Below are 24,804 nucleotides of genomic sequence, written 5' to 3'. Positions count from 1 at the left end.
CGTGCCAGCTGCTAGCGCAGCTGGCTGTCCTTGCTGCCGCGGCGGTTGTAGCCGGTGGTCGCCCGCTGCTTGCCGTCGGCCAGCTCCTGGCAGGCAACGCAGAGGCGGACGCCGGGCACTGCCCGGCGCCGCGCTTCGGGAATCTTCGCGCCGCATTCGTCACACTCGCGCGCACTCTCACCGCGCGGCAGCCGGCTGCGCGCCCGGTTGATCTCGTCGGTCAGGCTGGCGTCGATCTGTTCCTGGACCGCGCCGTCCTTTGCAAAGCCACCGGCCATGGGGGCCTCCGTTGTTTCTCCGTTAGCGCCGATTTATTGGGGCGGTAGCAGCGTTGCTGTGCTAGCTTGGAACGGCAGTACTCCAACCAAAGCAGAAAAAGGATACATGCCCATGTTCAAGAAGCTGTCAGTCCTCGCCCTTATTGCCTGCCTGCCGATGGCCGCAGGTGCCGAGCTATGGAAAGACTATACGCCCAGCGAAGAAATCACGGAACTCGTGGTCGTTGACGTTAAATCAAACTACGCCGATGACTATCTCATGCAGATCAAGACCACCTGGGTCAGAGCCATGGAGATTCAGAAAGAGATGGGTCACGTCGTCGATTACGGCGTGTGGGCTGCCAATGTGTCCGACTCTCCAAACATTTTCCTGACCACAACGTTCAAGAACGCCGCCGCCATGCAGGGCAGCGAAGCTCGCTACGACCAGCTGATGGCGGCGCTCCGGGAGGCGGGCATGAACGAGGAAGAGGAGGACGCGACTGCCAAGGGCTACGAGGACATGCGGGAGATCGTCGACTACAAGCTCCTGCGCAGGATCACCTACAAATAGCACGGCGTATTGAACAGAGTGCCGCTCCTCCGGGGGCGGTTTTTCTTGCCTTTTTTGCAAGCTGCCAGCTGTGGGCGGTTGGCCAGGAGCAGATGATCGCGAGGCGCACGAGCTGGCCCGGCACGCGACCCCGGCCCACTGATTCCTCCGCGATCAGCCCGGCATGCGCACGCAGCGTTCCGGCGTGCGTTCGCGCCAGCAGGTCAGCGTCCGGGGCTCGACAGCGACGTGGGCCAGCATGACCGTGGGCTTGATCAGGCCGCCGTTGATTGCCGTGTCGTTCAACAGCTCGAGATTGTTGACGAAGGCGAGGTCATCCTCGTTGTCCACGCTGAAATTGGGTCCCAGGGCGCGATTCAGGATCTTCTCCGTGATGCCGCCGAAGGCGTAGAAGCGCGCGAAGGAGAAGCGCTCCAGCATGAGCGGCAGGATATCCTGCGCACGGATGCCCTCGAAAGAGTTCCTGGAATAGTCCCGGTCCGGGGGTTCATCGAGAAAACGGTTCTCCCGGTGGCTGTAGCGATAGCGCCGCGGGATTTCGCTCCATACACGATCGATCAATTCGCGGCATTCAGGCCATGCCAGGTGCCCGTTGCGACCGATCATGTCGCGCGTCAGCAGAATGCCGTCCTTGCCCAGGATATGTGCCAACGCGTCGAACAGGTTCTCCAGCGCCGATACATGGTGCAGCACCTGGTTGGCGATGACGAAGTCGCGCTCGCGGTCTGCGGTCAGCGTGTTGAAGTCCCCCTCGAAGAAAGACACCTTTCCCTCGAGGCCCTGCGCCCTCGCGTTTGCATTGGCCGCCTCGACGTTAACCGTGGAGAGCTCTAGACCCTCGATGTGAAAACGGTCCGTACCGCCGCGCAGAAGATCGCTTGCAAGGCCTAGCTCTAGCTCGCCGTTGCCACTGCCGAGGCTGAGGACGGTGACCTGGCGGCCGGATGCCGCTTTTTCCAGGATCGGGCGGGTGTAGAAGTCTGCCTGGGTAAGAGTGCCGAACACTTCGTTGACCCGCGGCTGGACATAGCGGCGGGTCCGGTAGCGGCAGATTTCCGGGAGCGGGTCGTGGGCGCCGGCGCTCTCGAAATGGCGCCTCTCGGCGGCGACCCTCGCTTCATCAGCGTCTTTTTTTGCAGTCACCGGCCGCACCGGCCCGTTGAAGGCGCTGCGCTTCCTCCAACCATGGTGCCCTGCGCGCCTTCGGGAATCGAGCGCTGCGCGTTGCTATTCATCCTCTCAACTATAGCAGCGGATTCCGGATTATGGGCCGAGCCCGCGTAGCGGCAGTTCCCTCGAGCGCCGTACTCCCGGCCGGGCGTCGGCAGCCTTCTACCTCCTTGCGGTGCTTTCGGCAGCCAGGCGGATCTGACTCGGGGAGAGCTGGAGCACGCTCACCAGGTGCCGGGCAGGAGGGAGCGAAGCTTGCGCAGGGCGCGCCTGGCGAAAACCATTGCAGGGTTTGTTCCCTTCAGTCGATCGTGCAGCAGGCCCATCTCGCTGTGCAGGCGACGGCTGATCAGCAGTTTGTATTCGGTGGCAATATCGGCGTTCCACAGTTCGCGCATGCACGAGCCCATGGCCTCCAGCCATTGCTCCCCGCTGAACTCCCACAAACGCGACAGGCTGTCCGGTTGATATCGCTTGTGAACGAGCGTTTCCGGTACGCGCGCGAACTCACCGAGCAAGCTCATATGAAAAAGCCACGGGTAGTCCACGGAGAACTCCCCGGCGCGGTGCGGCTTGATACCGCCGATCGCGCGCGCCTCCTTCAGACGGAACATGCCACGGTTGGGCGCCCACCAGAGTCGCGGCCGTCCCTGCATCACGAGCCCCCGCTGCAACGGGGTTTCCAACCCCTCCAGGGCGGTGAACTTCCAGTGCTCCTGTGAACCATCCGGGTTTGTCAGGTAGGTATCGGGAAAGGCGAGGATGACCTCGGGTCGCTGATCCAGAACGCGACAGAGCTTCTCCGTAAACTCCGGTTCCAGCAGGTCATCATGGAAGGCCAGCATCACGTAGTCAGCGTCGGCCTCGTCCATCAGGAAGTTGCAGTTGCCCGAGTACCCAAGCCGCTCGCCCTGCTGGCGGATTACCCGGAACCGGGAATCCTGTTCGCTGTGCGCGAGACAGGTTTCGTAGGTGCCGTCATTGCAGACGTCGACAGAGACCAGTACCTCGAAGTTCGGGTAGGTCTGGGCCGATAGCGAGTCCAGCGTTTCCTGTATGATTCCCGCCGACGCATAGGCCGGCACGAGCGCCATGACTTTCGAGGGCTGTGGCATCCTTCAGTCCTTCCTGGGCCGATGCGGGCAATGATAACCATCCAGCTCACCGATGAGCTTGCTTATCCTCTGCTATCGAGTGAGACCGATCCCCTGGTACCGGGTGTGTTGACCACGTGCCCGGGAAGTACCGGGTTCAGCTGGCGCTAGTCTCTCGCCCGGTGCCGTCATGGGCTATGCTGAAAGCTCGGCCACGGAACCTCGCTGGAGACTGCTCGATGAAAAACGCTCTGTTGATTGCCGCCACGGCGGCCGCCCTGTCACTGGCCTTCCCGGCTGTTGCCGCTGATCGCACAACCGAAAAGGTCCAGGCCGCCCTCGCGCTTGCTTACCGCACCGAGGCTGACACCCGTCGCGATGCCAACCGGGCACCCCTGCAGGCGCTGCAGTTCATGGGTCTCCGGGACGACATGAAAGTCTTCGAGTTTGGTCCGGGGGCAGGCTGGTACACGAAAATCCTGGCACCGGTCCTGAAAGACGAGGGCGAACTCATCATCGGCTACAAGAAGGAGTGGATCGACGAGCTGGCCGATCTGCTCGCCGAGCCGGAGCTGTCGGCGGTGCGCCGGGTCAACCTCGACATGGACTGGGACAGTGAGCTCTACGCATTCTCCTTCAACAGTATGGATTTTGATGCGGAGGGCCTGGACATGTTCCTGAACATCCGCGAGTACCACAATCTGCATGGTGGCGACCGCATGGCCTTCAACAGGGCGGTGTTTGAAGCGTTGAAGCCCGGTGGTCGCTACGTGGTGGTCGACCACTCCCGACGGCACATGCAGCCCGATGGCCCGGAAAACGTGCGTCGAGAAGACCCGGTCAAGGTGCTGGTCGAAGTCCAGTCAGCGGGTTTTGACCTCCTCGACTATTCCGACATGTTTTATCGGCTCGATGACAGCCTCGAGTACGAAGTGGGGCGCCGCACGGTCGCCGGAAACACCGACCGCTTCTTCTTCGTGTTTACGAAGCCTGAGTAACCCGCGTCTGGGCGCGGGAACGCCCCGCGCCGCGGGCTATGGGAGGAGATCCGGGCTTGGGGTCCCGCTATAACCAGCTTAAATCTAGGCCGTTCCCTTCAACCTGGCCATGGGCCCGAAGACGAAACCGCTGCGGCAAGGCACGGCGCGAGCTCAGGCTTCCACTAACACGCTAACCGTCTGTTTCTGCAGCGTGATTGGTTCAAAGCTCGCGAGGAATGCCACCTCGGCTGCATCGAGCCCCATGCCGATGAAGGCTACTTGGTTTGATGAGGACATTCCTGTCGCATCGACAAGGTGCCAGGCGTGATCGAGGTAGACTTCTGCAACTGCGTGAAAGTCGGGAGGCGCAACGTAGGGTGCGTAGCCGCTGACAAATCGCGCAGGAATCGACGACGCTCGTGCCAGCGCTATGAGGACATGGGCGAAGTCCCTGCACACGCCTTGAGCATGCACGAGTGAATCCACCGCAGTGGTGTGTCGGTTGCTGCTGTCTGCCGAGTACCGGAAGCGCTCAAAAACCCAGTCCCGAATACTCGCAATGCGCTCGCCACCGGCACTGCCGCCAAACTCCGCTTCGACAAAGCTTTGCAGCTCATCGGATTGGCAGTAGCGAGAGGGCATCAGGTAGCGCAGCGCGTCATCAGAAAGTCGGTGGGGAGGCACTGCAGCGAGAGGGCTAATGTCAACGAGCGGTCGGTCGATTACCACCTGCGCTCTGTAGTGGCACTCGAAGTCTCTCTCAACACACAGAAGCAGACGCGTTCCGACTCCCGCCTCACCAGGCACTGAAGTGCTGTGCAGCGATTCGCTCAGAACCAGCTGTTCACTGACGACGCGTTGACCTGCAAAGTCCGGGACCGTGATCTGTAAGATTATGTCCGTCTGTGCCTGGACCGCGTATTGCAACTGGACGTCAATATTGAGTATCACGCTGTTCTGCTCCTTGAGGGAGCTTGTCGAGCTGTCGCCGGACTGCTTTCCACCATTAAACGTAGACACCGGGGTCATTAAACTGATTTCAGCATGGCGTGATCCCGATGGGTGCCCCGAAGAGGCCGAGGCGAGAGTGCCAGCTTGTCTGTGCGGCAACCGGTTCACCTGCCGACCCGGAGCTATGTGTCACGCCCCTGGGCGATGGGTCAGCGGTGCTAAAAGTCCATGAACTTCATAGGAGATAGTGGGCCCAGCAGGGCTCGAACCTGCGACCAATCGATTATGAGTCGACTGCTCTAACCAACTGAGCTATGGGCCCGTGTACGGGCGCCGAGTATAGGCCATGGCGCCGCGCGGGCACAGGGCGATGGGCCCGGGTGGGGCGAGGCGGGGTTGGAAGGAGCGGGATGCTGGAAGAGAAAAAGGCGGGCGACCGCGGCGACGCGGCCACCCGCAGGGGGGGTCAGAACTGGGGCAGCAGGACGCTGTCGATCACCCAGACGATACCGTTGCTGGTGCTCACGCCCTGGCAGCTCACGCCGGCACCGTTGACGCGGGTGTGGCCGTCGACGAACGCGTAGGACACGCGCTGTCCCTGCAGCGTGTTGCGCAGTACGGACGTGAAGTGAATACGCGGATCACGGCGACCCGTGGAGACGTGGTAGGTCAGGACCGACGTCAACACGTCCGGGTCGGCGAGGATCGCGTCCAGCATGCCTGGCGGCAACGCCGCGAAGGCATCGTTGGTCGGTGCATAGACCGTGATGTCTTCCGTGGTGGCGAGCGCATCGACGAGGCCGGCGGCCGTTACCGCGTCCACCAGCGTGGACAGCTCGGGCGTCGCGAGGGCGGCGTCGACGACAGTGCCGTCGAAGAATACGCGGGGGGTGGCATTGCAGGCGGCGAAAGCTTCGCTAGCCTGCACCTGGGCACCCTGCAGCAGGGCGAAGGTAGCGGCGGAACCAAGGACAAACTGCTTCAGCGTCTTGCTCAACTTCATGCTCGGACTCCTTGCGTGGGGCAGTTATTGACAGGTTTTGGGGGAGCCATTCCCGTCCGGCACTTGGTCACCAGGGCGGCAGGCTACAAAACCTACGCGGCCGCTTTTGCAGTCGGATGAACCTTGCGCTGGACAGCGCGCAATGAGGAAAATTGAATCAGAAACAGGGAGTTAGCGGCATTTACCCACGGTTTTCGGGGGCTGCCGCACAGTTTCTGTCAAGCTTTAAAGGGCGGCGCCCGGCCGGGCGCCGCCGCGGGGCTTACTCGTCGAGGAAGCTGCGCAGGTAGTCCGAGCGGGTCGGGTGGCGCAGCTTGCGCAGGGCCTTGGTCTCGATCTGGCGGATGCGCTCGCGGGTCACGTCGAACTGCTTGCCGACCTCCTCGAGGGTGTGGTCCGTGTCCATGTCCGGGTCGGCTGACCTGGTTACTGCTGGGAGGAAGCCACGCCTTCAGCCGTGTCCGGCACGTCTACGCAGACCGGCGGCCAGCAGCATGAGAATGGCGAGCATTGCGATAGACCATACAGGCGTCGCCGGCACGACCTCGGGCTCGAGGTTGAGGTCACCGCCGGCGGCGGTGTAGGCGATGATGTTGGCACGCAGGTTGGCGGCCTCCGGCTGGGGGTCGTGAAAGTTGTCAGTGGTCATTCCGCCCAGTAATACAAGACCACTGCCGAAGTTCCTTTCTCCGAGGACCGTCTCACCCTCGTTGGTATCGCCGGGCGCCCCGATAATAATAGGCGAGAGTCCGTTTCCAACAATGGCGTGACCGAAAGAGGAGCCGGAATAGCTGGTTACGACGGGGGTGAAAGGTCCATTGAAGACCGGGTGCCCAGGGCTCGCGGCAACCACGTCACTAGTAAAGGCCGGGTACGTCAGCGTGACACCGCCGAAGCCGTAATTGATGTTACCACCCTGGTTGGGCGCGGCATTTAGCAGCAGGGCGCCGCCGCTGCTAACAAAAGCTTCGATTTCCGTGCGGTAGGTGGTCAGGTAAGTCGACAGTTCATTTGCCGTGCTGTCCCCGCCCTCGAGGAAGATGAAGTCATGCGCACCGGACGTGAAAGGGGTCGCGCCGTCCGCCATACGTAGATCGTCCCAGCCTCCGGCGCCGAAGACCGTGTCCATCGCCGTTTCGTTAGTGTTCTCACCCCATGGTGCACTGGCGCCCCGGATGTAGGCTGCGCCATTTGCCAGCGAGCTCGCGAGACAAGCGATAAGGGTAATAACGATTGGCAGCGTGCGCATTTCTTCTCCCCCCCCTTCCTGATCTTCCGGCCAGGATTTTAAATAGTCAGCGCAAAGTAACCCCGTTTGAGCGAAGGCGCAATGGCAGGGTGGTCCCCGGTCATGCGCCAACCAGTGAAGCCCCCGGGGCTTACTCGTCGAGGAAGCTGCGCAGGTAGTCCGAGCGGGTCGGATGGCGCAGCTTGCGCAGGGCCTTGGCCTCGATCTGGCGGATGCGCTCGCGGGTCACGTCGAACTGCTTGCCGACCTCCTCGAGGGTGTGGTCGGTGTTCATGTCGATGCCGAAACGCATGCGCAGCACCTTGGCCTCGCGGGCGGTGAGGCCGGCGAGCACGTCCTTGGTGGCTTCCTGCAGGCCCTGGCCGGTGGCGGAGTCCACGGGCGAGTGGATCGTCGTGTCCTCGATGAAGTCGCCGAGGTGCGAATCCTCGTCGTCGCCGATGGGCGTCTCCATGGAGATCGGCTCCTTGGCGATCTTCAGCACCTTGCGGACCTTGTCCTCGGGCATGTCCATGCGCTCGCCGAGTTCTTCCGGCGTCGGCTCCCGGCCCATCTCCTGGAGCATCTGCCGGGAGATGCGGTTCAGCTTGTTGATGGTCTCGATCATGTGCACCGGGATACGGATGGTCCGGGCCTGGTCCGCGATGGAGCGGGTGATGGCCTGACGGATCCACCAGGTGGCGTAGGTCGAGAACTTGTAGCCGCGCCGGTACTCGAACTTGTCGACCGCCTTCATCAGGCCGATGTTGCCCTCCTGGATGAGGTCCAGGAACTGCAGGCCGCGGTTCGTGTACTTCTTGGCGATGGAGATGACCAGGCGCAGGTTGGCCTCGACCATTTCTTTCTTGGCGCGGCGGGCCCGGGCCTCGCCCATGCTCATGCGGCGGTTGATCTCCTTGATCTCGGTGACCGAAAGGCCGGTCTCTTCCTCGATCTGCTGGATGCGCCGCTGGGCGCGCTGGATGTCATCCTTGCGCGCGCTGAGCTTGCTGCCGTAGTCCTTCTTGCGGGCGTGGCGGCCGGCCCACTTGAGGTCCGCTTCCGCGCCCTGGAAGGACTTGATGAATTCCTTACGCGGCATTCCGCAATCGCGCACGGCGATGCGCATGATCTCGCGCTCCTGCTCGCGGACCTGCGCCAGGGCGGTGCGGGCCTCTTCGGTGATGGGCTCGAAGACGCGCGGCGTGAGCTTGAAGAACTTGAACAGCTCGCCGAGCTTCTCCATCTCGGCGATGGCTTCCTTGTGCTGGCGACCCTTCGCGGTGATGACCTTCTCGGTCTTGTTGAACTGGCGCTTGAGGGCGGTGAAGCGCTTCTTGGCTTCCACCGGGTCCGGGCCGCCCTCGTTGTCGTCGTCGGAATCGTCCTTGGCAGCGGCCTCGGCGATCTGCGCGGCGGAGGGCACGTGCTCGGCGGGGTCGAGGTAGCCGACGAGCACATCGCTGAGCTTGCGCTCCTCCTTGGTGACCAGGGCGTACTCGTCGAGGATCGACTTCACCGCGCCCGGGTAGAAGGCGAGAGCGGCCATTAGCTCGCGGATGCCTTCCTCGATGCGCTTGGCGATGACGATCTCGCCCTCGCGGGTGAGCAGCTCGACGGTGCCCATCTCGCGCATGTACATGCGCACCGGGTCCGTCGTGCGGCCGGCTTCCGTCTCCACGGCGGCGAGCGCGGCGGCGGCCTCGGCGGCGGCGATATCGTCGGCCGAGCTGTCGCCCTCGGTCATCAGCAGTTCATCGGCGTCCGGGGCCTGCTCGTAGACATGGATGCCCATGTCGTTGATCATCTGGATGATATCTTCTACCTGGTCCGGATCGGAGATGTCGTCCGGGAGGTGGTCGTTCACCTCGGCGTAGGTGAGGTAGCCCTGCTCCTTGCCCTTGGCAATCAGGGACTTCAGCCGGGACTGCTGCTTCACGACGCTCGTCATGCAAGAAAACCTTTGTAAATCAGCGATAAAGAGAAAAAACGTAGCCGGCCATTATAGCGGGTATCAGGGTGATTTGCCCACAAAATGTCCGGGAAAATGTCGCTTTGTCTCGTAGCCGGTGTTGATGATCGTGTTGCCGGGTGTCTGTTCGGGGCGAGGCGGGCATTGAACGCGCTAACGGCGGTCGTCGCGGGATTGCCTGTCGAGTTGCTGCAACTGATGCAACAGTTCCCTCAGTTCTTGTTTTTGCTCTGCGCCCATCGAAGCGTAGTCGGTGCTTCTTAATTTGTCGACCCGCGCCACAATGCGCTCCCGCTCCGGCTGGGCCAGCAACCGGTCGATGGTGGCGCGGAACTGGGTCTCGATGCCCTCGGCCGGGATGAGCCGCTCCTGGCCGGCCAGCCGTCCCAGCAGCTCGCCCTCCGCGGTCCCGTGCCAGTGACCGAGGAGCATGGCGGTGCTGGAGTCCGGGTGACGCTGAAGCAGCTCGACCATCGCCCGTAAAAGCGCCGCTTCCTCGCCGGCGAGGCTTTGCAGGGCCGCCGGGTCGGCGTGGCGGGCGGCGGCGGGCTGGTGCAGGAGCAGGGCGATGGCACTCTGCAGCAGATTGGCGTGCCCGCTGCGCCGCTCCCTGAGTGGCGAGCGCCGCCGCGGGGCCGGGCCCGGGGCGGCATCGGGGGCCGGTTCTTCCGGCGCCGGCACCGGTGACTCCCGCGGCGGCGGGGGCGCCTCCAGGGCCATCAGGCTGGCGAGTTCCAGCCCGGTCCGCTCGGCGAGCTCACGGAACATGAGTTCCCGGTAGACGCCCTGGGGCAGGGTACGCAGGTGCGGGAGCGCTGCCTTTGCATAGCGGGCCCTGCCCTCCAGGGTGCCGGTGTCGATGCCCTCGGCGCAGGCTTCGAACAGGAAGCTCTCCAGCGGCGCGGCCTGGTCCGCCAGCCCCCGGAAATGCTCCGGGCCACGGGCGCGGACCAGCGTGTCCGGGTCCTCGCCCTCCGGCAGGAACAGGAAGCGGGCCTGCCGGCCGTCGGTCATCGCCGGGAGCGTCGCCTCCAGGGCGCGGAAGGCGGCCTTGCGGCCGGCCTCGTCACCGTCGAAGCAGAACACCACCTCCGGACACAGGCGGAAGATGCGCTCGAGATGGGTCTGGCTGGTCGCCGTACCGAGGGTGGCGACGGCGTTGCGGATGCCGTGCTGCGCGAGGGCGATGACGTCCATGTAGCCCTCCACCACCAGCAGCCGTTCCAGCTTGCGATTGTGCTGCCGCGCCTCGTACAGGCCGTAGAGCTCCCGGCCCTTGTGGAACACCGGCGTCTCCGGCGAGTTCAGGTATTTGGGCTTGTCGTCGCCGAGCACCCGGCCGCCGAAGGCGACCACGCGGCCGCGCTGGTCGCGGATGGGGAAAACCACCCGGTCGCGGAAACGGTCGTAGACCCTGCCCGCATCGTTGCGCACGACCATGCCGGTGGCCAGCAGCCGCTCCCGGCGGGGCTCGTCGGTGCCGAGGGCCCCGAGCAGGTTGTCCCAGCCCGGCGGGGCAAAGCCGAGGCCGAAGTCCCGGGCGATCTCGCCGGTGAGGCCGCGGCCGCGCAGGTAGCCCACGGCACGCTCAGCGGCGGGGTGGCTCCGCAACGCCTTCTGGTAGTAGACAGCCGCTTCCTCGAGGAGGCTGAACAACGGCTTGTGTCGGTCCTCGTTGCCGCTGCCGCGCCGGCCCCCCGCCTCGCGCGGGACCTCGAGGCCGACGGTCCCGGCGAGGCTCTCCACGGCCTGCGGGAAGTCGATGTTCTCGTAGTCCATCAGGAAGCCGAGGGCGTTGCCGCCGGCACCGCAGCCGAAGCAGTAATAGAACTGCTTCTCGGGGTTCACCGTGAAGGAGGGGGTCTTCTCATCGTGGAACGGGCAACGGGCGCTGTAGTTCTTGCCGGTTTTTTTCAGCCTCACGCGGCGATCAACCACGTCGACGATGTCGACCCGCTCGAGGAGGTCGTCCAGGAAGTTCTGGGGAATGCGGCCGGCCATCAGCGGGGCACCGGTCGGTGGGCGCGGGGCCGGGCCGGGGGACGTTGCACTGCGGTTAGCCGGAGAGGCGGGCCTTGACCAGTTTGCTCACGGCGCCCATGTCGGCGCGGCCCGCGAGCTTCGGCTTGAGTTCACCCATGACAGCGCCCATGGCCTGCATGCCGCCGGCGCCGCTGTTCGCGATGGCCTCGTCGACCAGCTGCTCGAGCTCGGCGTCCGAGAGCGGAGTGGGCAGGAACTCGGTGATCACGTCGATTTCCGACGCTTCCTGGGCCGCGAGTTCCGCACGGCCGGCGTCTTCGTACTGGGCCTGGGAGTCGCGCCGCTGCTTGACCATCTTGTCGAGGATGGTCAGCGCCCGGGCATCGTCGATGTCGATGCGCTCGTCGACCTCGACGCGCTTGAACTCGGCCTGGATGAGGCGGATGGTGGCGAGGCGTTCCTTGTCACGGGCCTTCATGGCCGCCTTCATGGCGGCCTTGACCTGCTCGGGGATGCTGCCTTCGCTCACGGCGCCTGCCTCAGTAGAGGCGGGTGCGCTTGCGGTTTTCGCGAGCCAGCTTCTTCAGGTGGCGCTTGACGGCGGCGGCCTGGGCGCGCTTGCGCACCGTGGTCGGCTTTTCGTAGTGCTCGCGGCGGCGCACTTCCGAGAGCACGCCGGCTTTTTCACAGGAGCGCTTGAAGCGGCGCAGGGCCACGTCGAAGGGCTCGTTTTCCTTAACCTTGATGTGCGGCATGTAACCTCACCTGTCTGTTCATCGTTCGCGCACGCCTGAGCACGGCAGTGCACGTCCCGTGCAGTAAAGGGGCGCGCATTCTATACGCAAGGTGTGCGTAATGCAAAGCCTGCCGGCGGGCGGTATCATGCGCCCTCTTTTCGCCCTAGGGAAGGGTAATGCGGGTTCTTGGCCTCGAGACATCCTGCGACGAGACCGGCGTCGCGGTCTATGACACGGACCGCGGCCTGCTCGCGCACGCCCTGCACAGCCAGGTCGGCATGCACGCGCTCTACGGCGGCGTGGTGCCCGAGCTCGCCTCCCGGGACCATGTCCGGCGCGCCATCCCGCTGCTGGAAAAGGTACTCGCCGACGCGGGCTGCACGGCCGCAGATATCGACGCGGTCGCCTACACTGCCGGCCCGGGCCTGGTGGGGGCCCTGCTGGTCGGGGCAACGCTGGCGCGCGGCCTCGCCGCCGGCTGGGGCGTGCCGGTCCTCGGCGTGCACCACATGGAGGGTCACCTGCTCGCCCCCATGCTCGAGGATGCGGCGCCGGCTTTCCCTTTTGTCGCCCTGCTGGTCTCCGGCGGCCACACGCAGCTGGTGCGGGTCGACGGTATCGGCGCCTACCGCCTCCTCGGCGAGTCCGTGGACGATGCCGCCGGCGAGGCCTTCGACAAGGTCGCCAAGATGCTGGGCCTGCCCTACCCGGGCGGGCCGCAGGTGGCGGCCCTGGCCGCGGACGGCAACCCGCAGCGTTTCACCTTCCCGCGGCCCATGGTCAACCGGCCTGGCCTCGATTTCAGCTTCAGCGGCCTGAAGACGCACACCCTGGTCACCCTGCGCGAGTGTGCCGGCGGGGGCGAGGCGAGCGCCCGCGACAAGGCCGACATCGCCCGCGCCTTCGAGGAGGCGGTGGTCGACACGCTGGTGATCAAGTGCCGCCGGGCCCTGGAGCAGGAAGGGCTCGCCACCCTGGTCATGGCCGGCGGCGTCAGCGCCAACCGGCGCCTGCGCGCGCGGCTGGCGGACAGCCTGGGCGCGCGGCAGGCGCAGGTCTTCTACCCGGCGCCGGCCTTCTGTACCGACAACGGCGCCATGATCGCCTATGCCGGTGCCTGCCGCCTCGCCGCCGGCGAGGTGGACGGGCCGGAGGCGCGCGTGCGCCCGCGCTGGCCTATGGACGAGCTGGCGCCCCTCGCCTCCGCGACGGGCGCCGCGACCCCGTGAGCGACCGGGTCTTCATCCGCGGGCTGCGCGTGGACACGGTCATCGGTGTCTACGGCTGGGAGCGCACCGTGCGCCAGACCCTGGTCCTCGACCTGGAGCTGGCGGCGGATATCGCCAGCCCAGCGGCCACGGACGACGTCGACGGGGCCCTCGACTACGATGCCGTCTGCCAGCGGCTCCGCCGTTACGGGGCAGAGAGCGAGTGGCAGCTGGTGGAGACCTTTGCCGAGGGTGCAGCGACTCTGCTGCGCGAGGAGTTCGCCGTGCCCTGGCTGCGCCTGCGCCTGGCCAAGCCCGGCGCCGTCGCCGGTGCCGACGACGTGGGGGTGATCATCGAGCGGGGTGCGCGCCCCTGATGCCGCGTATCTACCTGGGCATCGGCAGCAACATCGAGCGCGAGCGCCACGTGGCCATCGCCCTCGATGCGCTGGCCGCGCGCTTCGGCGAGGTCGCCGTGTCGCCCGTCTACGAGGCGCCGGCCCTCGGCTTTGTCGGTGATCCTTTCCTCAATCTTGTCGTCGGGGTCGACGGCGAGCTGCCGCTGCGCTCGCTGGCGGACGACCTGCGCGCCCTCGAGCGGGCCCACGGGCGCCCACCGAACGCGACCCGCAACAGCCCGCGGCGCCTGGATATCGATATCCTGACCTACGGTGACCGGGTCGGTACGGAGGAGGGCGTGGAGCTGCCGCGGGGGGAGATTCTCACCAGCGCCTTCGTGCTGCGGCCGCTCGCGGCGCTCGCCCCCGGCGACCGGCACCCGGCCTGCGGCGAGACCTATGCGGCCCTGTGGGACCGCTTCGACCAGGCCGCGCAGCCGATCCGCGCCGTGCCCTTTGCCTGGCGCGGCCGCGACCTCACGCCCCGGCGGGACTGTCCCTGAGCGCCTCGAGCCGGCGCAGCCGTTCCGCCTCCATCGCCCGGCCGATGGCCTTGCCCCCCAGGCCCTCCGCGACGAAGGGCGCCGCAGAGACGTCGCGCACCAGCTCGCGGGCGCGGCGCAGGTAGTCGCCCGGGAAGCCTTCGCCGGCGAGCGCCGCCGCGCCGTCGAGGAAGACCTCGAAGCGGCCGTGGTCGCGCAGCGCCCCCGCGGCTTCCAGCAGCAACAGCAGTTCCTCGCCGCCGAGGCTCCGCGCCCGGGCGGCGCGCTCCGCCTGGGCGGCGAGCAGCAGGGCCAGCTCCCGGTGCTTTCGGGGAACCTTCAGGCGCTCGCAGACCTGCTCCAGCGCCGCGGGCTCGAGGCCGTGGGTGAGCGCGGCGAAGCGCAGGGCGCTGTCTTCGCTGCCGGCCGCGGCGGCCGAGAGCTGCTCCAGGGACGCGTCGCCCCGGCCGGCCAGCTCCGGGGCAAGGGCTGCCAGCGCCCCGCAGTCGTTCAGCACCGAGAAGTAGACCGCCGGGTCCCGCTCGCGCAGGGCCTTCTCCGTCTCCACCCAGACCCGCTCGGCCGGCAGGTGGGCGAGCTCGCCCTGGGCGACGATCTCGGCCATGAGCGCCAGCGTCTCCGGCGCGATCGTGAAGCCTAGGTGGGCATAGCGGGCGGCGAAGCGGGCCGTGCGCAGCACGCGCAGCGGGTCCTCCACGAAGGCCGGTGAGACGTGACGCAGTACCCGCGCCTCGAGGTCGCGCTGGCCGCCGTAGGGGTCGATGAGGCGGCCGTCCGGGTCGCGGGCCATGGCGTTGACGGTGAGGTCGCGGCGCTTCAGGTCCTCCTCGAGGGTCACCTCCGGGGCGGCGTGGACGTCGAAACCGGTGTAGCCGTGGCCCTGCTTGCGCTCCGTGCGTGCCAGGGCGAACTCCTCCCTGCTGTCCGGGTGCAGGAAGACCGGGAAGTCCTTGCCCACCGGAGTATAGCCCTGCTCGAGCAGGTCCTCGGCGCGGGCGCCGACGACGACCCAGTCCTTCTCCGTGAACGGGTAGCCGAGCAGCTCGTCGCGGACGGCGCCGCCAACCAGGTAGATTTCCATGGGCCCAGTGTAGACCGGGCCGTCAGCCGCCGCAGGGCTCGGCGAGCCGCTCGCCGTTGGCCAGGATGAAGAAGGTCAGCTCGCCGCCCCAGACACAGCCCGTGTCCAGGCCGATGAAGCGCGGGTCGTCCGTGGCGCCGCCGAGGGCGGCCCAGTGGCCGAAGATCACGCGCTCCCCGTCCTCGAGGCGGTGCGGGTGGCGGAACCAGGGGCGCAACGGCTCGTCTTCTCCGTCGGCCTGGCCGCGTTCGGGGGGCGGCCCCTTGTTCTCGAGTTCCAGGGTGCCGTCGGCGGCACAGAAGCGCATGCGGGTGAAATAGTTGGTGATCACGCGCAGCCGCGGCCAGCCAGCCAGGTCGTCCGCCCAGGTGGCCGGCTCGTTGCCGTACATGTGCCCGAAGAAGCGGTCGCAGTCGGCACCGGTGAGGGCCGCTTCCACTTCCCGCGCCCGCGCCTCGGCGGTGGCGCTGTCCCACTGCGGCGGGATCCCGGCATGGACGAAGAGGTCGTCGCCCGCCCGGCGCAGGAGCGGTTGCTCCTGCAGCCAGTCCAGGAGCCGGTCGCTGTCCCGCGCGCGGAGGATGGGCCCGAGCGTGTCCGAGGGGGACAGGGTGCGTGCGCCGGCGCGGGCGGCCAGCAGGTGCAGGTCGTGGTTGCCGAGTACCAGGCGCAGGTTGTCGCGGCGCTCGTAGAGGAAGCGCAGGGTCTGCAGGCATGCCGGGCCGCGGTTGACGATATCGCCCACGGACCAGAGCAGGTCCCGGTCCGGTGCGAAATGCACCCGGGCCAGCAGGCGCTCCAGCGGCGGCAGGCAGCCCTGGATGTCGCCGACGGCGTAATCAGCCATGCCTGTCTGCCTCGGCGGTCAGTTCAGCGCGGTGGGCGTGTGCAGGGTGAACGCCGGGATCGGCACCTCGAAGGCGGGCTGCGCTTCCGGATCGATGGCCGTCTCACCGGCGAGCACCATGGTGTACTCCCCCTGCATGTAGCCCACGGGCGTGGGCAGCGTCGCACCGCTGGTGTAGCGGAAATAGCGGCCGGGCTCGATCACCGGCTGCTCGCCGACCACGCCGGCGCCCCGCACCTCCTGCACCTCGCCGTTGCCGTCGGTGATCTGCCAGTGCCGCGACAGCAGCTGCACCGGCGCCTCGCCGAGGTTGCTGATGGAGATGGTGTAGGCAAAGGTGTACTGCGCTTCCTCCGGGTTCGAGTGGGAGGGAAGGTACGTGGTCTGCACCTCGATGCGGACCTGGTCCGGGTCGAAATCGCTCATGGTCTCACTACTTGTCGCCGTTCCCGCCGCCTGTTTCATCGGTCTTCCCGTTGCCGTGCTCGGTGCCGTGCAGCGCGTTCGCCAGCCTGATGAAATCCGGGAGTTCGAGGGTTTCCGCGCGGGCGCCGGGGTCGATGCCCAGCGCCGCGAGGGTGTCCTCCGTTGTAAGGCCTTTGAGGTTGTTGCGCAAGGTCTTGCGGCGCTGGGCGAAGGCGGCCTGTACCGTCGCCCGGAGCGCCGCCCGTTCGCAGGCCGGCCACGGGGACTCACGCCAGGGCACGAGGCGCACCACGGCGGACTGGACCTTCGGCTGCGGCGTAAACGCCTCCGGCGGTACGTCGAAGAGTGCCTCCACCTCGCAGAGATACTGGGCCATGATGCCCAGGCGCCCCCACTGCCCGCTGCCGGGGCTGGCCGCCAGCCGCTCGACCACCTCGCGCTGGAGCATGAAATGCATGTCCTCGACGAGTTCCGCCTGGTCGAGGAGCCGGAAGATCAGCGGCGTGGAGATGTTGTAGGGCAGGTTGCCCACCACCCGCAGTCGCGGTGCATCCGGGCCTTCGCACAGGGCGGCAAAGTCGAACTTCAGAGCGTCGGCCTTGTGCAGGCGGAAGCGGGGGTAGATGCTGAACGCCGCGAGCAGCCCCGTTGCCAGGTCCCGGTCCAGCTCGATGGCGTCGAAGCGACAGCCGGTGCTCACGAGGGCCTCCGTGAGAGCGCCGCGGCCCGGGCCGATCTCGACGAGGTGGTCGCTCTCCCGCGGTGCGATGGCGCTCTCGATGCGGTGGATGACCGTGGCGTCCTGGAGGAAGTTCTGACCGAAACGCTTGCGCGCCGGCGGGGGGCTGGGGGTGCGTGGGGGCATGGCCCGTATGTTAGCGCGTGCCAAGTTGGTAACATAGCGCCCCTCGCGGGACAGACACCCCACCCATGACTCTCAGGCACTACTTCACCCTCGTCGACACCATGGCGCGCATGTCGCTCAAGGCCGACGCTGCCCGCTTCTTTTTCGGGTACCTGTGGTGGATCCTCGAGCCGCTGCTCTACGTCGCCGTGTTCTACGTGGTCTTCGAGGTGATCCTCGGCAGCAAGCGCGCCGATTTCCTGGTGTTCCTCATGTGCGGCAAGCTCACCTTCATCTGGCTCTCCAAGTCCGTGAACCAGGCCTCCCGCAGTATCGTGGCTAGCAAGGGCCTGGTCGGGAAGATTGACGTGCCTAAGAGCCTCTTCCCCATGGCCACGATCCAGGAAGGGCTCTACAAGCAGGCGTCGGTGTTCCTCCTGCTGTTCATCGTGCTCTGGGCCAAGGGCTACGCCATGAGCGCCAGCTGGGCCTGGCTGTTGCCGGTGGTGATCGTGAACTACCTGGTTATCGTGGGGCTCTCCCTGTTCGGCGCCTTCCTGGTCTGCGTGGCCTTCGACTTCAGCATGCTGATCTCCCTGGGCATGATCTTCCTGCTGTTCACTTCCGGCATTTTCTGGGATGTGCGCGACCTGCCGGACCCGGCCATGACCGACGCGGTGCTCGCGGCGAACCCGGTGGCCTTCCTCATCGATGCCTACCGGCAGGTGCTGATGGAAGGTGTCGCGCCGGACCCCGTCCACCTCGGCGTGATCGGCGCGGCTGCCGCGGCGCTGGTGGCGGCCGGCGTGCTGCTCCTGCGGCGCGCCAGCCGCTTCCTCGCGCTGAAGGCCATCACGGGATGAGCGAGGGGGCTGTGGCCAAAACCCGGGATGCGGAGCTCGTACTCGAACTCCAGGGGGTGTCGCACAGCTACCACGCGCGTCGCGCGAACTTCGAGCGCGGCCTGCACCGGGTGCTCGATGATGTGTCCCTGCGCATCCGCCGCGGCGAAACGCTCGGCATCCTCGGCCGCAACGGCGCGGGCAAGACAACGCTGCTGCGGCTCCTCGCCGGGGTGCTCGCGCCCCGGGCCGGTACCGTGTGGCGGCGGCCGGGGGCGAGCTGCAGCCTGCTGACCCTCGGCCTCGGCTTCCAGCCGCACCTGTCCGGCCGCGACAACGCGCTCCTCTCCGCCATGCTGCAGGGCGCGACGCGGCGCCAGGCCCAGGCCTGCCTCGAGGAGATCCGCGAGTTCTCGGAGCTGGGTCCGTCCTTCGAGGAGCCGGTTGCCACCTACTCGGCCGGCATGCGCTCCCGCCTCGGCTTCAGCACGGCGATCATGACGCGGGTGGATATCCTGCTCATCGACGAGATCCTGAGCGTCGGCGATGCGGCCTTCCGCAAGAAAGCCCGCAGCCTGATGGAAGACCGTCTGACCGGTGAACAGACGGTGGTGCTGGTGTCGCACCAGGAGGACCAGGTGGCGACCCTGTGTGATACTGCGGCCTGGATCGACGCCGGGCGCATCCGGGCCCACGGCGCGGTGGACGACGTCCTGGCCGCCTACGGCGCGGCGTAGCGACGGCAACCGGCAATAGCAAGAGGGAAGCAGAATGCAGCCATTGCGCAAGCGCTGCCTGGTGACCGGCGGTGCGGGGTTTCTCGGCTCTCACCTCTGCGAGCGGCTGCTCGCGCGGGGGCACGACGTGCTCTGCGTCGATAACTTCTTCACCGGAGCCCGGGACAACGTCATCCACCTGCTCGACAACCCACACTTCGAGCTCCTCCGCCACGACGTGACCTTCCCGCTCTACGTAGAGGTGGACGAGATCTACAACCTCGCCTGTCCGGCCTCGCCGGTGCACTACCAGTTCGACCCGGTGCAGACCACGAAGACCAGCGTGCACGGCGCCATCAACATGCTGGGCCTGGCCAAGCGCGTGCGGGCGAAGATCCTGCAGGCCTCGACCAGCGAAGTGTACGGCGACCCGCAGGTGCACCCGCAGGAGGAGTCCTACTGGGGGCACGTCAACCCCATCGGTGCCCGCTCCTGCTACGACGAGGGCAAGCGCTGCGCAGAAACCCTGTTCTTCGACTACTACCGCCAGCACGACCTGCGCATCAAGGTCGCCCGCATCTTCAATACCTACGGCCCGCGCATGCACCCGAACGACGGCCGCGTCGTATCCAACTTCATCGTCCAGGCGCTGGCCGGCGAGCCGATCACCCTCTATGGCGACGGCGAGCAGACCCGCTCCTTCTGCTACGTGGACGACCTCGTCGACGGTCTTATCGCGCTGATGGACAGCGCGGACGAGGTGACCGGGCCGATCAACCTCGGCAACCCGCTGGAATTCTCGATCCGCGAGCTTGCAGAGCAGGTGCTGGAGCTGACCGGATCGACCTCCGAGCTGGTATTCCGCCCCCTGCCGGAGGATGACCCGCGGCAGCGGCAGCCGGATATCACGCGCGCCCGGGAACAGCTTGGGTGGGAGCCGAGTACCCAGCTGAAGACCGGGCTCGAGCGGACCGTGGACTACTTCGCATCGCTACAGCGGGCGTCCTGAGCGAGGGCGACGGTCAAGGGGATGAAACGACTCCGCAGGCGCACGCGCAGTATCGTCAAATTGCTGGAACGTCGGTCCCTTCCCTATCGCGTGGCGCTGACCAGCCGGCTGCGCGAGCCCGGCGTGCTGCCGGACTTCCTGATCATCGGCGCCATGAAATCGGGCACCTCCACGCTGTTCGCGATGCTCTGCCAGCACCCTGGTGTGTTGAGGCCGGTGACCAAGGAGCTTCAGTACTTCAGTCACCCCCGGAACTACCGGCGTGGGGAGCTGTGGTATCGAGGCTGCTTTCCGCCGCGATCGGCCGTTGAGGCCTCGCAGCGGGTCCTGGGCTATCGACCCCTCACCGGTGAAGCCACCCCCGCGATGTCGCTTCCGGATTATGCCGAGCGGGCGGCGCTGCTGCTGCCGGAGGCGCGCCTCGTGGTCTCGCTGCGAAACCCCGTTGACCGCGCCTACTCCCACTACCAGCACATGGCCCTCGCGGCCATACCGGACAGGCGCGCCTTTGAGGTGGCGCTGGAACAGGAGGCCGCGCTCCTCGAGCAGGGTTTGCAGCTCACCGAAGACAGCTCTCGGCGTCAGCGCCGCCTGTTGCATAACTATGGGTATCTGAACCGCGGCCATTACGTGGAGCACCTCTCCCATTGGCTGCGTCACTTTCCTCGAGAGCGGCTGCTGATCCTGAACTTTGACGCCTGGCGAGGTGATGCCCGGGTCGCCGCTGCGCAGGCCGCGGCGTTCCTCGGCCTGCCATCCCATGATTACGTGGCCATCAGGGCTAACGAGGGCGCCTATCGCGACCCCATGGCCCCTGCCACCCGCGAGTGGCTGACGGACTACTACCGTCCGTACAACCGCCGCCTGTTCGAACTGCTCGGCGAGGATTGGGGCTGGCCATGCTGAAGCACAGGACGCCGTCGATCTCGGTCGTCGTGAACAACTACAATTACGCCCGCTTTCTTCCCGCGGCGCTCGACTCGGCGCTCGTGCAGCTGGCCGAGGGCGATGAACTGGTGATCGTTGACGACGGATCCACGGACGGGTCGGCGGCGGTGCTCGCCGATTATGGAGGGCGCCCAGGGGTACGGGTGATCCGACAGGCAAACAAGGGACAGCTGAAGGCCGTCACGAACGGCCTCGCGGCAGCCCGCGGCGAACTCATGGCCTTGCTCGACAGCGACGACGAGTACCTCCCCGGTTACCTGGAGCGCCTGCGCGAGTGCGCGGCCGGCAACCCGGGGGCCGATTTTTTCTTCGCCCGGGCACGCCCCGAGGGACCGGACGCTGAAGCGCTGAGCCCGGTCGCCCGCAGCCTGGCGCGCATGCACTACGACGAGGGCCCGCTGGGCGTGACCCGCTGCGCCGCGGTGCTTTTCGGCGAGTACCTCGGTAGCCCGACCTCGGGCCTTGCGCTGCGGGCGCCGCTCGCGAGAGAGCTGTGTCGGGCATGCAAGGACATGCCCGACAGCGTGCCGATGAACCCGCGCTGGCGGCGGCTCCTCGGTATGCCGCCGGAGGTGGGGCATCACAACCGGCTCTACGCCGACGGCGTCATCGTTCGCCTGGCGTCGGCGCTCGGTGCGCGCAAGTATGCCGTCGCCGCCGAGGGGTTTTCCTACCGCATCCACGGCGGCAACGCCTTTGCGATGCTGCCGCGCCGGGCCCGTCTCTATCTTCGCTTCCAGCGCGTGCGCCAGGTCGCTACCCTCGTCGCCGCGGCTGCCGGAGTGCCGCGGCGTCCCCCTATCGATGAACTCGCGTTGGAGGCGGAACAACGCGCCACCCCACTGTATCGGCGGCGCCGGGTAGTACTCGCGACGCAGTATGGGCTCGGCGCGCTAGCTGCCCGTGGGCCGATCCTGACCAGGCTGCTGCGTTCACCGCGGATCGCGCGCGCACTACTCCGCCCCCGACCGGCACAACCGGCGCCGGAACTCGAGGATCGGCGCGACCAGTGACCAGGGCTCGAGCAGGTAACGGCGCCAGAGCCTTCGCGGGTTGCGCAGCAGGCGATAGAGGCCAGCGAGGCCGAGGCGGCTGAGCAGCGCCGGCGGCCGGGCCTGGGCGCCCGTGTAATAGTCCAGGGTGCCGCCCGCCTGGAGAATCACGCAGTGGGGCAGGCGCTGCGCGTGGGCCATGATCCAGGCCTCCTGCTTAGGCATGCCCATGCCGACCAGCAGGACGTCGGGGCGTGCGTCCTCCACGGCCGCGAACGCGTCCCCGTCCTCTCGATAGCCGTCGACCAGCGTGAGTTGGAGGGCCGGCCATTGCCGGGCGGCCCAGGCCCTGGCGCGTTCCACGACGGCCGGTGTACTGCCGAGATAACAGAGGCGCCAACCCCGTTGCTCGGCCTTCCCGAGGAGCGAGGGCAGGCAGTCCATGAGACTGAAACGGGCCGCCGGCTCGCGGATTCCAAGCGCCCGCAGTAGCCACAGCACGGGCACGCCGTCCACGTAGCAGTAGTCACAGGCCTCGTAGAACCGGGCGACCGGTGCCTCTTTGTGCCGGCGGTAGAGACTGTGCAGGTTGTGGTGGCCGATGATCGCGGCACCGCTCTTCGCAGCCCGGCAGCGTTCGATCATGGCCGGGAGTTCGCTCTCGGGGAAGGGTGTGAGCGTCGTGCCGAAGAAGTCCCGCGCCGCGCAGTGATCGAGGGTGATTGCAGGCACGTCAGCGCTGCCAGGCAGAGAGGTCCAGGCCGGTCATGGCCTCCAGCTCGCGCACTTCTTCGCGATAGTCCGCGACAAGCAGCTCGCGCGCAGCCGGCGGCATCGGCGGAAAGCGCTCCAGGTTCAGCCGGTCCACCTGGGCCTTGGACCAAGCGGCGAGAGGCGTCGGCAGCAGCCGCTTCATCGTGCTCTTGAAGCCTTCGTGCTTGAGAAGGCGCTGCACCTGCCGGGAACGCGGCATGCCGGAGCGGTTCTGGCGATAGGCCTTGGGCGCGGGCAGCGACGGATCGAGCTCCAGGAACAGGAGGCACTGGAGCCAGAGCGCGTCCACCGAGTCCCGCAGGTCCTCGTAGCGCAAGACGAGCACGCGCTCCCGTCCGAACGTCTCCAGGTAGGGGCGTAGCTGCGACGCGTACCGGCCCATGGCGCGGTAGCGGAGGAGGTGCGACGGGCTTTGCCGTGCCGTCTCCGCGGCCAGGGCGTCGGCAAAGTCGGCAAGCGGCTCCTCGCCGTCCCGCCGCGCGTGGCTCCACGCCGAGTAGGCGCGCTCCGCGGGGTGTCGAAGGATGACGATGATGCGCGCGTCGGGGCTGAACGCCTGGATGCGCTCGGCCGTGCCGGGCTCGGAGAGGTACCAGGTGCTGGCGTCGCCCAGGTAGCTGGCAGCCTCCGGTGCGCGAGCGAAAAGCTGAAGGTAGCTGCTTTCCTCCTGGACCACCCAGTCGCTGGCAGCGGCCGGTTCGCCACGGCCCGTCGGGAACGGGTAGCCCCGCTCGCCGAAGGCGAGAAAGCCGGGCTCCTTGGGGCTGCAGAAGAAAACCTGCGGATGGCAGGACAGCAGCGTGGCCAGGGTCGTGGTACCGCTCTTCTGCGCGCCGACAAGAAACAGGTTGGGTCGCCGCTCAGTAGGCATTGCGGCCGGTCCAGGCGCCGAAGGCCGTCATCAGCAGGATGCGGATGTCCAGCCACAGTGACCAGTTCTCGATGTAGTAGAGGTCGTGCGCGACACGCTGCGCCATCTTCTCTACCGTGTCCGTCTCGCCGCGATAGCCATGGACCTGAGCCCAGCCGGTGATGCCGGGCTTGACCCGATGGCGCTGCATGTAGGCATCGATCTTGTCCGTGAACTCGAGGTTCAGCTCCACGGGGTGGGGGCGGGGCCCCACCAGCGACATGTCGCCGCGGAGTACGTTGAACAGTTGCGGCAGCTCGTCGATGCTTGTACGCCGCAGGAAACCGCCGAGCCGGGTGACCCGCGGGTCGCCCCGGGTTGCCTGCTGGTAGCCGGCCCCGGGTTCGTGTCGCATGGTGCGGAACTTGTAGACTTCGATGACGTTGCCGAGGCCGCCGTGACGCCGTTGTCGAAACAGCACCGGACCGGGCGACTCGAGCCGGATGGCGGCCGCGACCAGCAGCAGTAGCGGTGAGAGCAGCAGTAGAAGCGCCAGCGCTCCAAGGCGGTCGAAGCCGCCCTTGATCAGGGCGGCCGAGCCGGTCAGCGGTGTGGCATTGAGCTCGATGACCGTCATGCCGGCGATCTCCCGCGGCATGTGGCCGAGGAGATCGAGGAGGGAGAGATCGGGGACGAAGCGGACCGTGAGGCAGCTCGCCTGCAGCCGGGCGACCAGCGCAGCCCGGCTGGCCTCGGGCAGGTGGCTGCTGGCCAGCCAGACCTCGTCGATAGCGGACTCCTCTTCCCGGAGATAGCGGTCCAGGTCGGCGGTTCGCCCGAGCACCGGGGCGGGCAGGTTGCCGGGCACCGGGTCGTCACCGGGGTGCAGCAGGCCGACGACCACCGCGGGGTCGCGGTAGGCCTGGCGCAGGCGCTCGACCGTCTCCGCGGCGAGCCGGTCCGTGCCGATGATGAGGATGCGCGGCGCGCCGGCCGACGCCAGGGCGGGAAGTTTGGCGAGTAGCAGCCGCGCAAGGAACAGGAGCAGGGTCGCCGCGAGCACCCAGTAGCCCATCCACAGGCGCGAGTAATCGGCGGTGGTCTTGCTCAAGGCCGCGATGACCACGAGGGCGAGGAAGGTCGCCGCGAGGCCCGGCAGCGCGTTGCCCGCCTGCAGGCTGTGGTCGCGGCCGCGCCAGGAACGGTAGGCGCCGGTGGCCGGCAGCAGCACCAGGGCGAGGAGGCCGCCCAGCACCAGGGCCAGGCTGTAGTCGGGGCGAGGGGGCAGGTGTTGCCAGCGCAGCCAGTAGGCAAGCAGCCCGGCTGCGACGAGCATAGTGGCGTCGAGCAGTGGAAATACGCGCGACAGGTCTCTCCGATCGGCGTTCATGTCGCTCGCTGGTCTGGCATGGGGCGG

Annotated in this window: 27 protein-coding genes, 1 tRNA gene and 1 pseudogene; 10 read left to right on the top strand and 19 right to left on the bottom strand. The window is 67.0% G+C overall.

Annotated features, from left to right (window positions below):
* Positions 1–11: 11 nt before the first annotated feature.
* Positions 12–278, bottom strand: coding sequence for a DksA/TraR family C4-type zinc finger protein (locus RKE50_RS01470; RefSeq protein WP_350033805.1), 267 nt, complete (start codon positions 276–278; stop codon positions 12–14).
* Between the two features lie 112 nt (positions 279–390).
* Here RKE50_RS01470 and RKE50_RS01465 point away from each other — a divergent pair, with 112 nt between their 5' ends.
* Positions 391–831: a hypothetical protein gene (locus RKE50_RS01465; protein WP_350033803.1), complete on the top strand. Its 441-nt coding sequence runs from the start codon at positions 391–393 to the stop codon at positions 829–831.
* 153 nt (positions 832–984) lie between these two features.
* Here the strand turns inward: RKE50_RS01465 and RKE50_RS01460 are convergent, their stop codons facing one another.
* Together RKE50_RS01460 and RKE50_RS01455 are read right to left on the bottom strand one after the other, a co-directional pair.
* Positions 985–1,974 (bottom strand): class I SAM-dependent methyltransferase, encoded by a 990-nt coding sequence (locus RKE50_RS01460; RefSeq protein WP_350033801.1) that lies wholly within the window; start codon positions 1,972–1,974, stop codon positions 985–987.
* A gap of 251 nt (positions 1,975–2,225) precedes the next feature.
* Positions 2,226–3,116, bottom strand: coding sequence for a glycosyltransferase family 2 protein (locus RKE50_RS01455; protein WP_350033799.1), 891 nt, complete (start codon positions 3,114–3,116; stop codon positions 2,226–2,228).
* Positions 3,117–3,334: 218 nt separating this feature from the next.
* On the opposite strand from RKE50_RS01455, the gene RKE50_RS01450 reads away from it, so the two are divergent.
* Entirely contained in the window at positions 3,335–4,093 is a 759-nt protein-coding gene (locus RKE50_RS01450; protein ID WP_350033798.1) for a class I SAM-dependent methyltransferase, read from the top strand.
* Positions 4,094–4,246: 153 nt separating this feature from the next.
* Here the strand turns inward: RKE50_RS01450 and RKE50_RS01445 are convergent, their stop codons facing one another.
* The 9 genes and pseudogenes from RKE50_RS01445 to rpsU all read right to left on the bottom strand — a co-directional run bounded on the left by RKE50_RS01445 (position 4,247) and on the right by rpsU (position 11,967).
* Positions 4,247–5,104 (bottom strand): transglutaminase-like domain-containing protein, encoded by an 858-nt coding sequence (locus RKE50_RS01445; RefSeq protein ID WP_350033796.1) that lies wholly within the window; start codon positions 5,102–5,104, stop codon positions 4,247–4,249.
* Between the two features lie 170 nt (positions 5,105–5,274).
* Positions 5,275–5,348, bottom strand: a tRNA-Ile gene (locus RKE50_RS01440).
* A gap of 144 nt (positions 5,349–5,492) precedes the next feature.
* Entirely contained in the window at positions 5,493–6,029 is a 537-nt protein-coding gene (locus RKE50_RS01435) for a fasciclin domain-containing protein (RefSeq protein ID WP_350033795.1), read from the bottom strand.
* A gap of 262 nt (positions 6,030–6,291) precedes the next feature.
* Positions 6,292–6,438, bottom strand: a pseudogene (locus tag RKE50_RS01430) (sigma factor-like helix-turn-helix DNA-binding protein); the annotation flags it as partial.
* A gap of 42 nt (positions 6,439–6,480) precedes the next feature.
* Positions 6,481–7,278 (bottom strand): hypothetical protein, encoded by a 798-nt coding sequence (locus tag RKE50_RS01425; RefSeq protein WP_350033792.1) that lies wholly within the window; start codon positions 7,276–7,278, stop codon positions 6,481–6,483.
* A gap of 130 nt (positions 7,279–7,408) precedes the next feature.
* A complete protein-coding gene (gene rpoD / locus RKE50_RS01420) occupies positions 7,409–9,208 on the bottom strand; it encodes an RNA polymerase sigma factor RpoD (protein ID WP_350033791.1) in 1,800 nt (599 codons plus the stop codon).
* A 174-nt stretch (positions 9,209–9,382) separates the two neighbouring features.
* A complete protein-coding gene (gene dnaG / locus RKE50_RS01415) occupies positions 9,383–11,230 on the bottom strand; it encodes a DNA primase (RefSeq protein ID WP_350033789.1) in 1,848 nt (615 codons plus the stop codon).
* A gap of 55 nt (positions 11,231–11,285) precedes the next feature.
* Positions 11,286–11,741 carry a GatB/YqeY domain-containing protein gene (locus RKE50_RS01410; protein WP_350033788.1) on the bottom strand — a complete coding sequence of 152 codons (456 nt, stop codon included), beginning with the start codon at positions 11,739–11,741 and terminating at the stop codon, positions 11,286–11,288.
* Between the two features lie 10 nt (positions 11,742–11,751).
* A complete protein-coding gene (gene rpsU / locus RKE50_RS01405) occupies positions 11,752–11,967 on the bottom strand; it encodes a 30S ribosomal protein S21 (protein WP_350033786.1) in 216 nt (71 codons plus the stop codon).
* 158 nt (positions 11,968–12,125) lie between these two features.
* On the opposite strand from rpsU, the gene tsaD reads away from it, so the two are divergent.
* Genes tsaD through folK form a run of 3 tightly spaced genes read left to right on the top strand, consistent with a single transcriptional unit; the run spans position 12,126 to position 14,058 of the window.
* Complete coding sequence (gene tsaD / locus RKE50_RS01400) at positions 12,126–13,178, top strand: tRNA (adenosine(37)-N6)-threonylcarbamoyltransferase complex transferase subunit TsaD (protein ID WP_350033784.1); 1,053 nt, start codon at positions 12,126–12,128, stop codon at positions 13,176–13,178.
* A complete protein-coding gene (gene folB / locus RKE50_RS01395) occupies positions 13,175–13,534 on the top strand; it encodes a dihydroneopterin aldolase (RefSeq protein ID WP_350033782.1) in 360 nt (119 codons plus the stop codon). The genes tsaD and folB overlap by 4 nt, the downstream gene beginning before the upstream one ends.
* Complete coding sequence (gene folK, locus RKE50_RS01390; RefSeq protein ID WP_350033780.1) at positions 13,534–14,058, top strand: 2-amino-4-hydroxy-6-hydroxymethyldihydropteridine diphosphokinase; 525 nt, start codon at positions 13,534–13,536, stop codon at positions 14,056–14,058. Before folB ends, folK begins: the two co-directional genes overlap by 1 nt.
* Here the strand turns inward: folK and RKE50_RS01385 are convergent.
* From RKE50_RS01385 to rsmA, 4 genes are read right to left on the bottom strand one after another with little or no spacing between them, the layout of a single operon-like run.
* Positions 14,033–15,139 (bottom strand): tRNA nucleotidyltransferase/poly(A) polymerase-related protein, encoded by a 1,107-nt coding sequence (locus tag RKE50_RS01385; RefSeq protein ID WP_350033778.1) that lies wholly within the window; start codon positions 15,137–15,139, stop codon positions 14,033–14,035. The two genes, folK and RKE50_RS01385, sit on opposite strands and share 26 nt — an antisense overlap.
* 22 nt (positions 15,140–15,161) lie before the next feature.
* On the bottom strand, positions 15,162–15,986 hold the full coding sequence (locus RKE50_RS01380) for a symmetrical bis(5'-nucleosyl)-tetraphosphatase (RefSeq protein ID WP_350033777.1): 825 nt from the start codon (positions 15,984–15,986) through the stop codon (positions 15,162–15,164).
* Positions 15,987–16,004: 18 nt separating this feature from the next.
* Positions 16,005–16,412 (bottom strand): Co2+/Mg2+ efflux facilitator ApaG/CorD, encoded by a 408-nt coding sequence (apaG, locus tag RKE50_RS01375; protein ID WP_350033775.1) that lies wholly within the window; start codon positions 16,410–16,412, stop codon positions 16,005–16,007.
* Positions 16,413–16,419: 7 nt separating this feature from the next.
* On the bottom strand, positions 16,420–17,277 hold the full coding sequence (gene rsmA / locus RKE50_RS01370) for a 16S rRNA (adenine(1518)-N(6)/adenine(1519)-N(6))-dimethyltransferase RsmA (protein ID WP_350033773.1): 858 nt from the start codon (positions 17,275–17,277) through the stop codon (positions 16,420–16,422).
* Positions 17,278–17,342: 65 nt separating this feature from the next.
* Here rsmA and RKE50_RS01365 point away from each other — a divergent pair, with 65 nt between their 5' ends.
* The 5 genes from RKE50_RS01365 to RKE50_RS01345 are packed head-to-tail and all read left to right on the top strand — an operon-like array spanning position 17,343 to position 21,784.
* Positions 17,343–18,119 (top strand): ABC transporter permease, encoded by a 777-nt coding sequence (locus RKE50_RS01365; protein WP_350033771.1) that lies wholly within the window; start codon positions 17,343–17,345, stop codon positions 18,117–18,119.
* Positions 18,120–18,130: 11 nt separating this feature from the next.
* On the top strand, positions 18,131–18,835 hold the full coding sequence (locus tag RKE50_RS01360; RefSeq protein ID WP_350033769.1) for an ABC transporter ATP-binding protein: 705 nt from the start codon (positions 18,131–18,133) through the stop codon (positions 18,833–18,835).
* A 34-nt stretch (positions 18,836–18,869) separates the two neighbouring features.
* Positions 18,870–19,823 (top strand): UDP-glucuronic acid decarboxylase family protein, encoded by a 954-nt coding sequence (locus RKE50_RS01355; RefSeq protein WP_350033768.1) that lies wholly within the window; start codon positions 18,870–18,872, stop codon positions 19,821–19,823.
* Positions 19,824–19,844: 21 nt separating this feature from the next.
* Complete coding sequence (locus RKE50_RS01350) at positions 19,845–20,729, top strand: sulfotransferase domain-containing protein (RefSeq protein ID WP_350033765.1); 885 nt, start codon at positions 19,845–19,847, stop codon at positions 20,727–20,729.
* Positions 20,723–21,784, top strand: a complete 1,062-nt coding sequence (locus RKE50_RS01345) for a glycosyltransferase family 2 protein (protein WP_350033763.1) — start codon at positions 20,723–20,725, stop codon at positions 21,782–21,784. The genes RKE50_RS01350 and RKE50_RS01345 overlap by 7 nt, the downstream gene beginning before the upstream one ends.
* On the opposite strand, the gene RKE50_RS01340 is transcribed toward RKE50_RS01345, so the two are convergent.
* From RKE50_RS01340 to RKE50_RS01330, 3 genes are read right to left on the bottom strand one after another with little or no spacing between them, the layout of a single operon-like run.
* Positions 21,725–22,495 carry a WecB/TagA/CpsF family glycosyltransferase gene (locus RKE50_RS01340; RefSeq protein WP_350033761.1) on the bottom strand — a complete coding sequence of 257 codons (771 nt, stop codon included), beginning with the start codon at positions 22,493–22,495 and terminating at the stop codon, positions 21,725–21,727. The two genes, RKE50_RS01345 and RKE50_RS01340, sit on opposite strands and share 60 nt — an antisense overlap.
* A gap of 1 nt (position 22,496) precedes the next feature.
* Positions 22,497–23,408: a sulfotransferase family protein gene (locus RKE50_RS01335; RefSeq protein ID WP_350033759.1), complete on the bottom strand. Its 912-nt coding sequence runs from the start codon at positions 23,406–23,408 to the stop codon at positions 22,497–22,499.
* Positions 23,398–24,777, bottom strand: coding sequence for an undecaprenyl-phosphate glucose phosphotransferase (locus tag RKE50_RS01330; protein WP_350033757.1), 1,380 nt, complete (start codon positions 24,775–24,777; stop codon positions 23,398–23,400). The genes RKE50_RS01335 and RKE50_RS01330 overlap by 11 nt, the downstream gene beginning before the upstream one ends.
* Between the last annotated feature and the right edge of the window lie 27 nt (positions 24,778–24,804).

Origin of the sequence: Pseudohaliea sp., assembly GCF_040217025.1 — a bacterium.
In the GTDB taxonomy this organism is placed as follows: domain Bacteria; phylum Pseudomonadota; class Gammaproteobacteria; order Pseudomonadales; family Halieaceae; genus Pseudohaliea.
Note: the sequence above shows the minus strand (reverse complement) of the source record. Positions and strands in the feature narration are given on the sequence as shown.

Excerpts from the sequence above, each read along its gene's own strand:
- RKE50_RS01455 (WP_350033799.1), bottom strand. The coding sequence starts at position 3,116 with ATGCCACAGCCCTCGAAAGTCATGGCGCTCGTGCCGGCCTATGCGTCG.
- RKE50_RS01445 (WP_350033796.1), bottom strand. The coding sequence starts at position 5,104 with ATGACCCCGGTGTCTACGTTTAATGGTGGAAAGCAGTCCGGCGACAGC.
- rsmA (WP_350033773.1), bottom strand. The coding sequence starts at position 17,277 with ATGCCCCCACGCACCCCCAGCCCCCCGCCGGCGCGCAAGCGTTTCGGT.
- tsaD (WP_350033784.1), top strand. The coding sequence starts at position 12,126 with ATGCGGGTTCTTGGCCTCGAGACATCCTGCGACGAGACCGGCGTCGCG.
- RKE50_RS01350 (WP_350033765.1), top strand. The coding sequence starts at position 19,845 with ATGAAACGACTCCGCAGGCGCACGCGCAGTATCGTCAAATTGCTGGAA.
- apaG (WP_350033775.1), bottom strand. The coding sequence starts at position 16,412 with ATGAGCGATTTCGACCCGGACCAGGTCCGCATCGAGGTGCAGACCACG.
- RKE50_RS01435 (WP_350033795.1), bottom strand. The coding sequence starts at position 6,029 with ATGAAGTTGAGCAAGACGCTGAAGCAGTTTGTCCTTGGTTCCGCCGCT.
- RKE50_RS01365 (WP_350033771.1), top strand. The coding sequence starts at position 17,343 with ATGACTCTCAGGCACTACTTCACCCTCGTCGACACCATGGCGCGCATG.
- RKE50_RS01465 (WP_350033803.1), top strand. The coding sequence starts at position 391 with ATGTTCAAGAAGCTGTCAGTCCTCGCCCTTATTGCCTGCCTGCCGATG.
- rpoD (WP_350033791.1), bottom strand. The coding sequence starts at position 9,208 with ATGACGAGCGTCGTGAAGCAGCAGTCCCGGCTGAAGTCCCTGATTGCC.
- RKE50_RS01330 (WP_350033757.1), bottom strand. The coding sequence starts at position 24,777 with ATGAACGCCGATCGGAGAGACCTGTCGCGCGTATTTCCACTGCTCGAC.
- RKE50_RS01355 (WP_350033768.1), top strand. The coding sequence starts at position 18,870 with ATGCAGCCATTGCGCAAGCGCTGCCTGGTGACCGGCGGTGCGGGGTTT.
- RKE50_RS01470 (WP_350033805.1), bottom strand. The coding sequence starts at position 278 with ATGGCCGGTGGCTTTGCAAAGGACGGCGCGGTCCAGGAACAGATCGAC.
- folK (WP_350033780.1), top strand. The coding sequence starts at position 13,534 with ATGCCGCGTATCTACCTGGGCATCGGCAGCAACATCGAGCGCGAGCGC.
- rpsU (WP_350033786.1), bottom strand. The coding sequence starts at position 11,967 with ATGCCGCACATCAAGGTTAAGGAAAACGAGCCCTTCGACGTGGCCCTG.
- RKE50_RS01425 (WP_350033792.1), bottom strand. The coding sequence starts at position 7,278 with ATGCGCACGCTGCCAATCGTTATTACCCTTATCGCTTGTCTCGCGAGC.
- RKE50_RS01380 (WP_350033777.1), bottom strand. The coding sequence starts at position 15,986 with ATGGCTGATTACGCCGTCGGCGACATCCAGGGCTGCCTGCCGCCGCTG.
- dnaG (WP_350033789.1), bottom strand. The coding sequence starts at position 11,230 with ATGGCCGGCCGCATTCCCCAGAACTTCCTGGACGACCTCCTCGAGCGG.
- RKE50_RS01450 (WP_350033798.1), top strand. The coding sequence starts at position 3,335 with ATGAAAAACGCTCTGTTGATTGCCGCCACGGCGGCCGCCCTGTCACTG.
- RKE50_RS01385 (WP_350033778.1), bottom strand. The coding sequence starts at position 15,139 with ATGGAAATCTACCTGGTTGGCGGCGCCGTCCGCGACGAGCTGCTCGGC.
- RKE50_RS01335 (WP_350033759.1), bottom strand. The coding sequence starts at position 23,408 with ATGCCTACTGAGCGGCGACCCAACCTGTTTCTTGTCGGCGCGCAGAAG.
- RKE50_RS01345 (WP_350033763.1), top strand. The coding sequence starts at position 20,723 with ATGCTGAAGCACAGGACGCCGTCGATCTCGGTCGTCGTGAACAACTAC.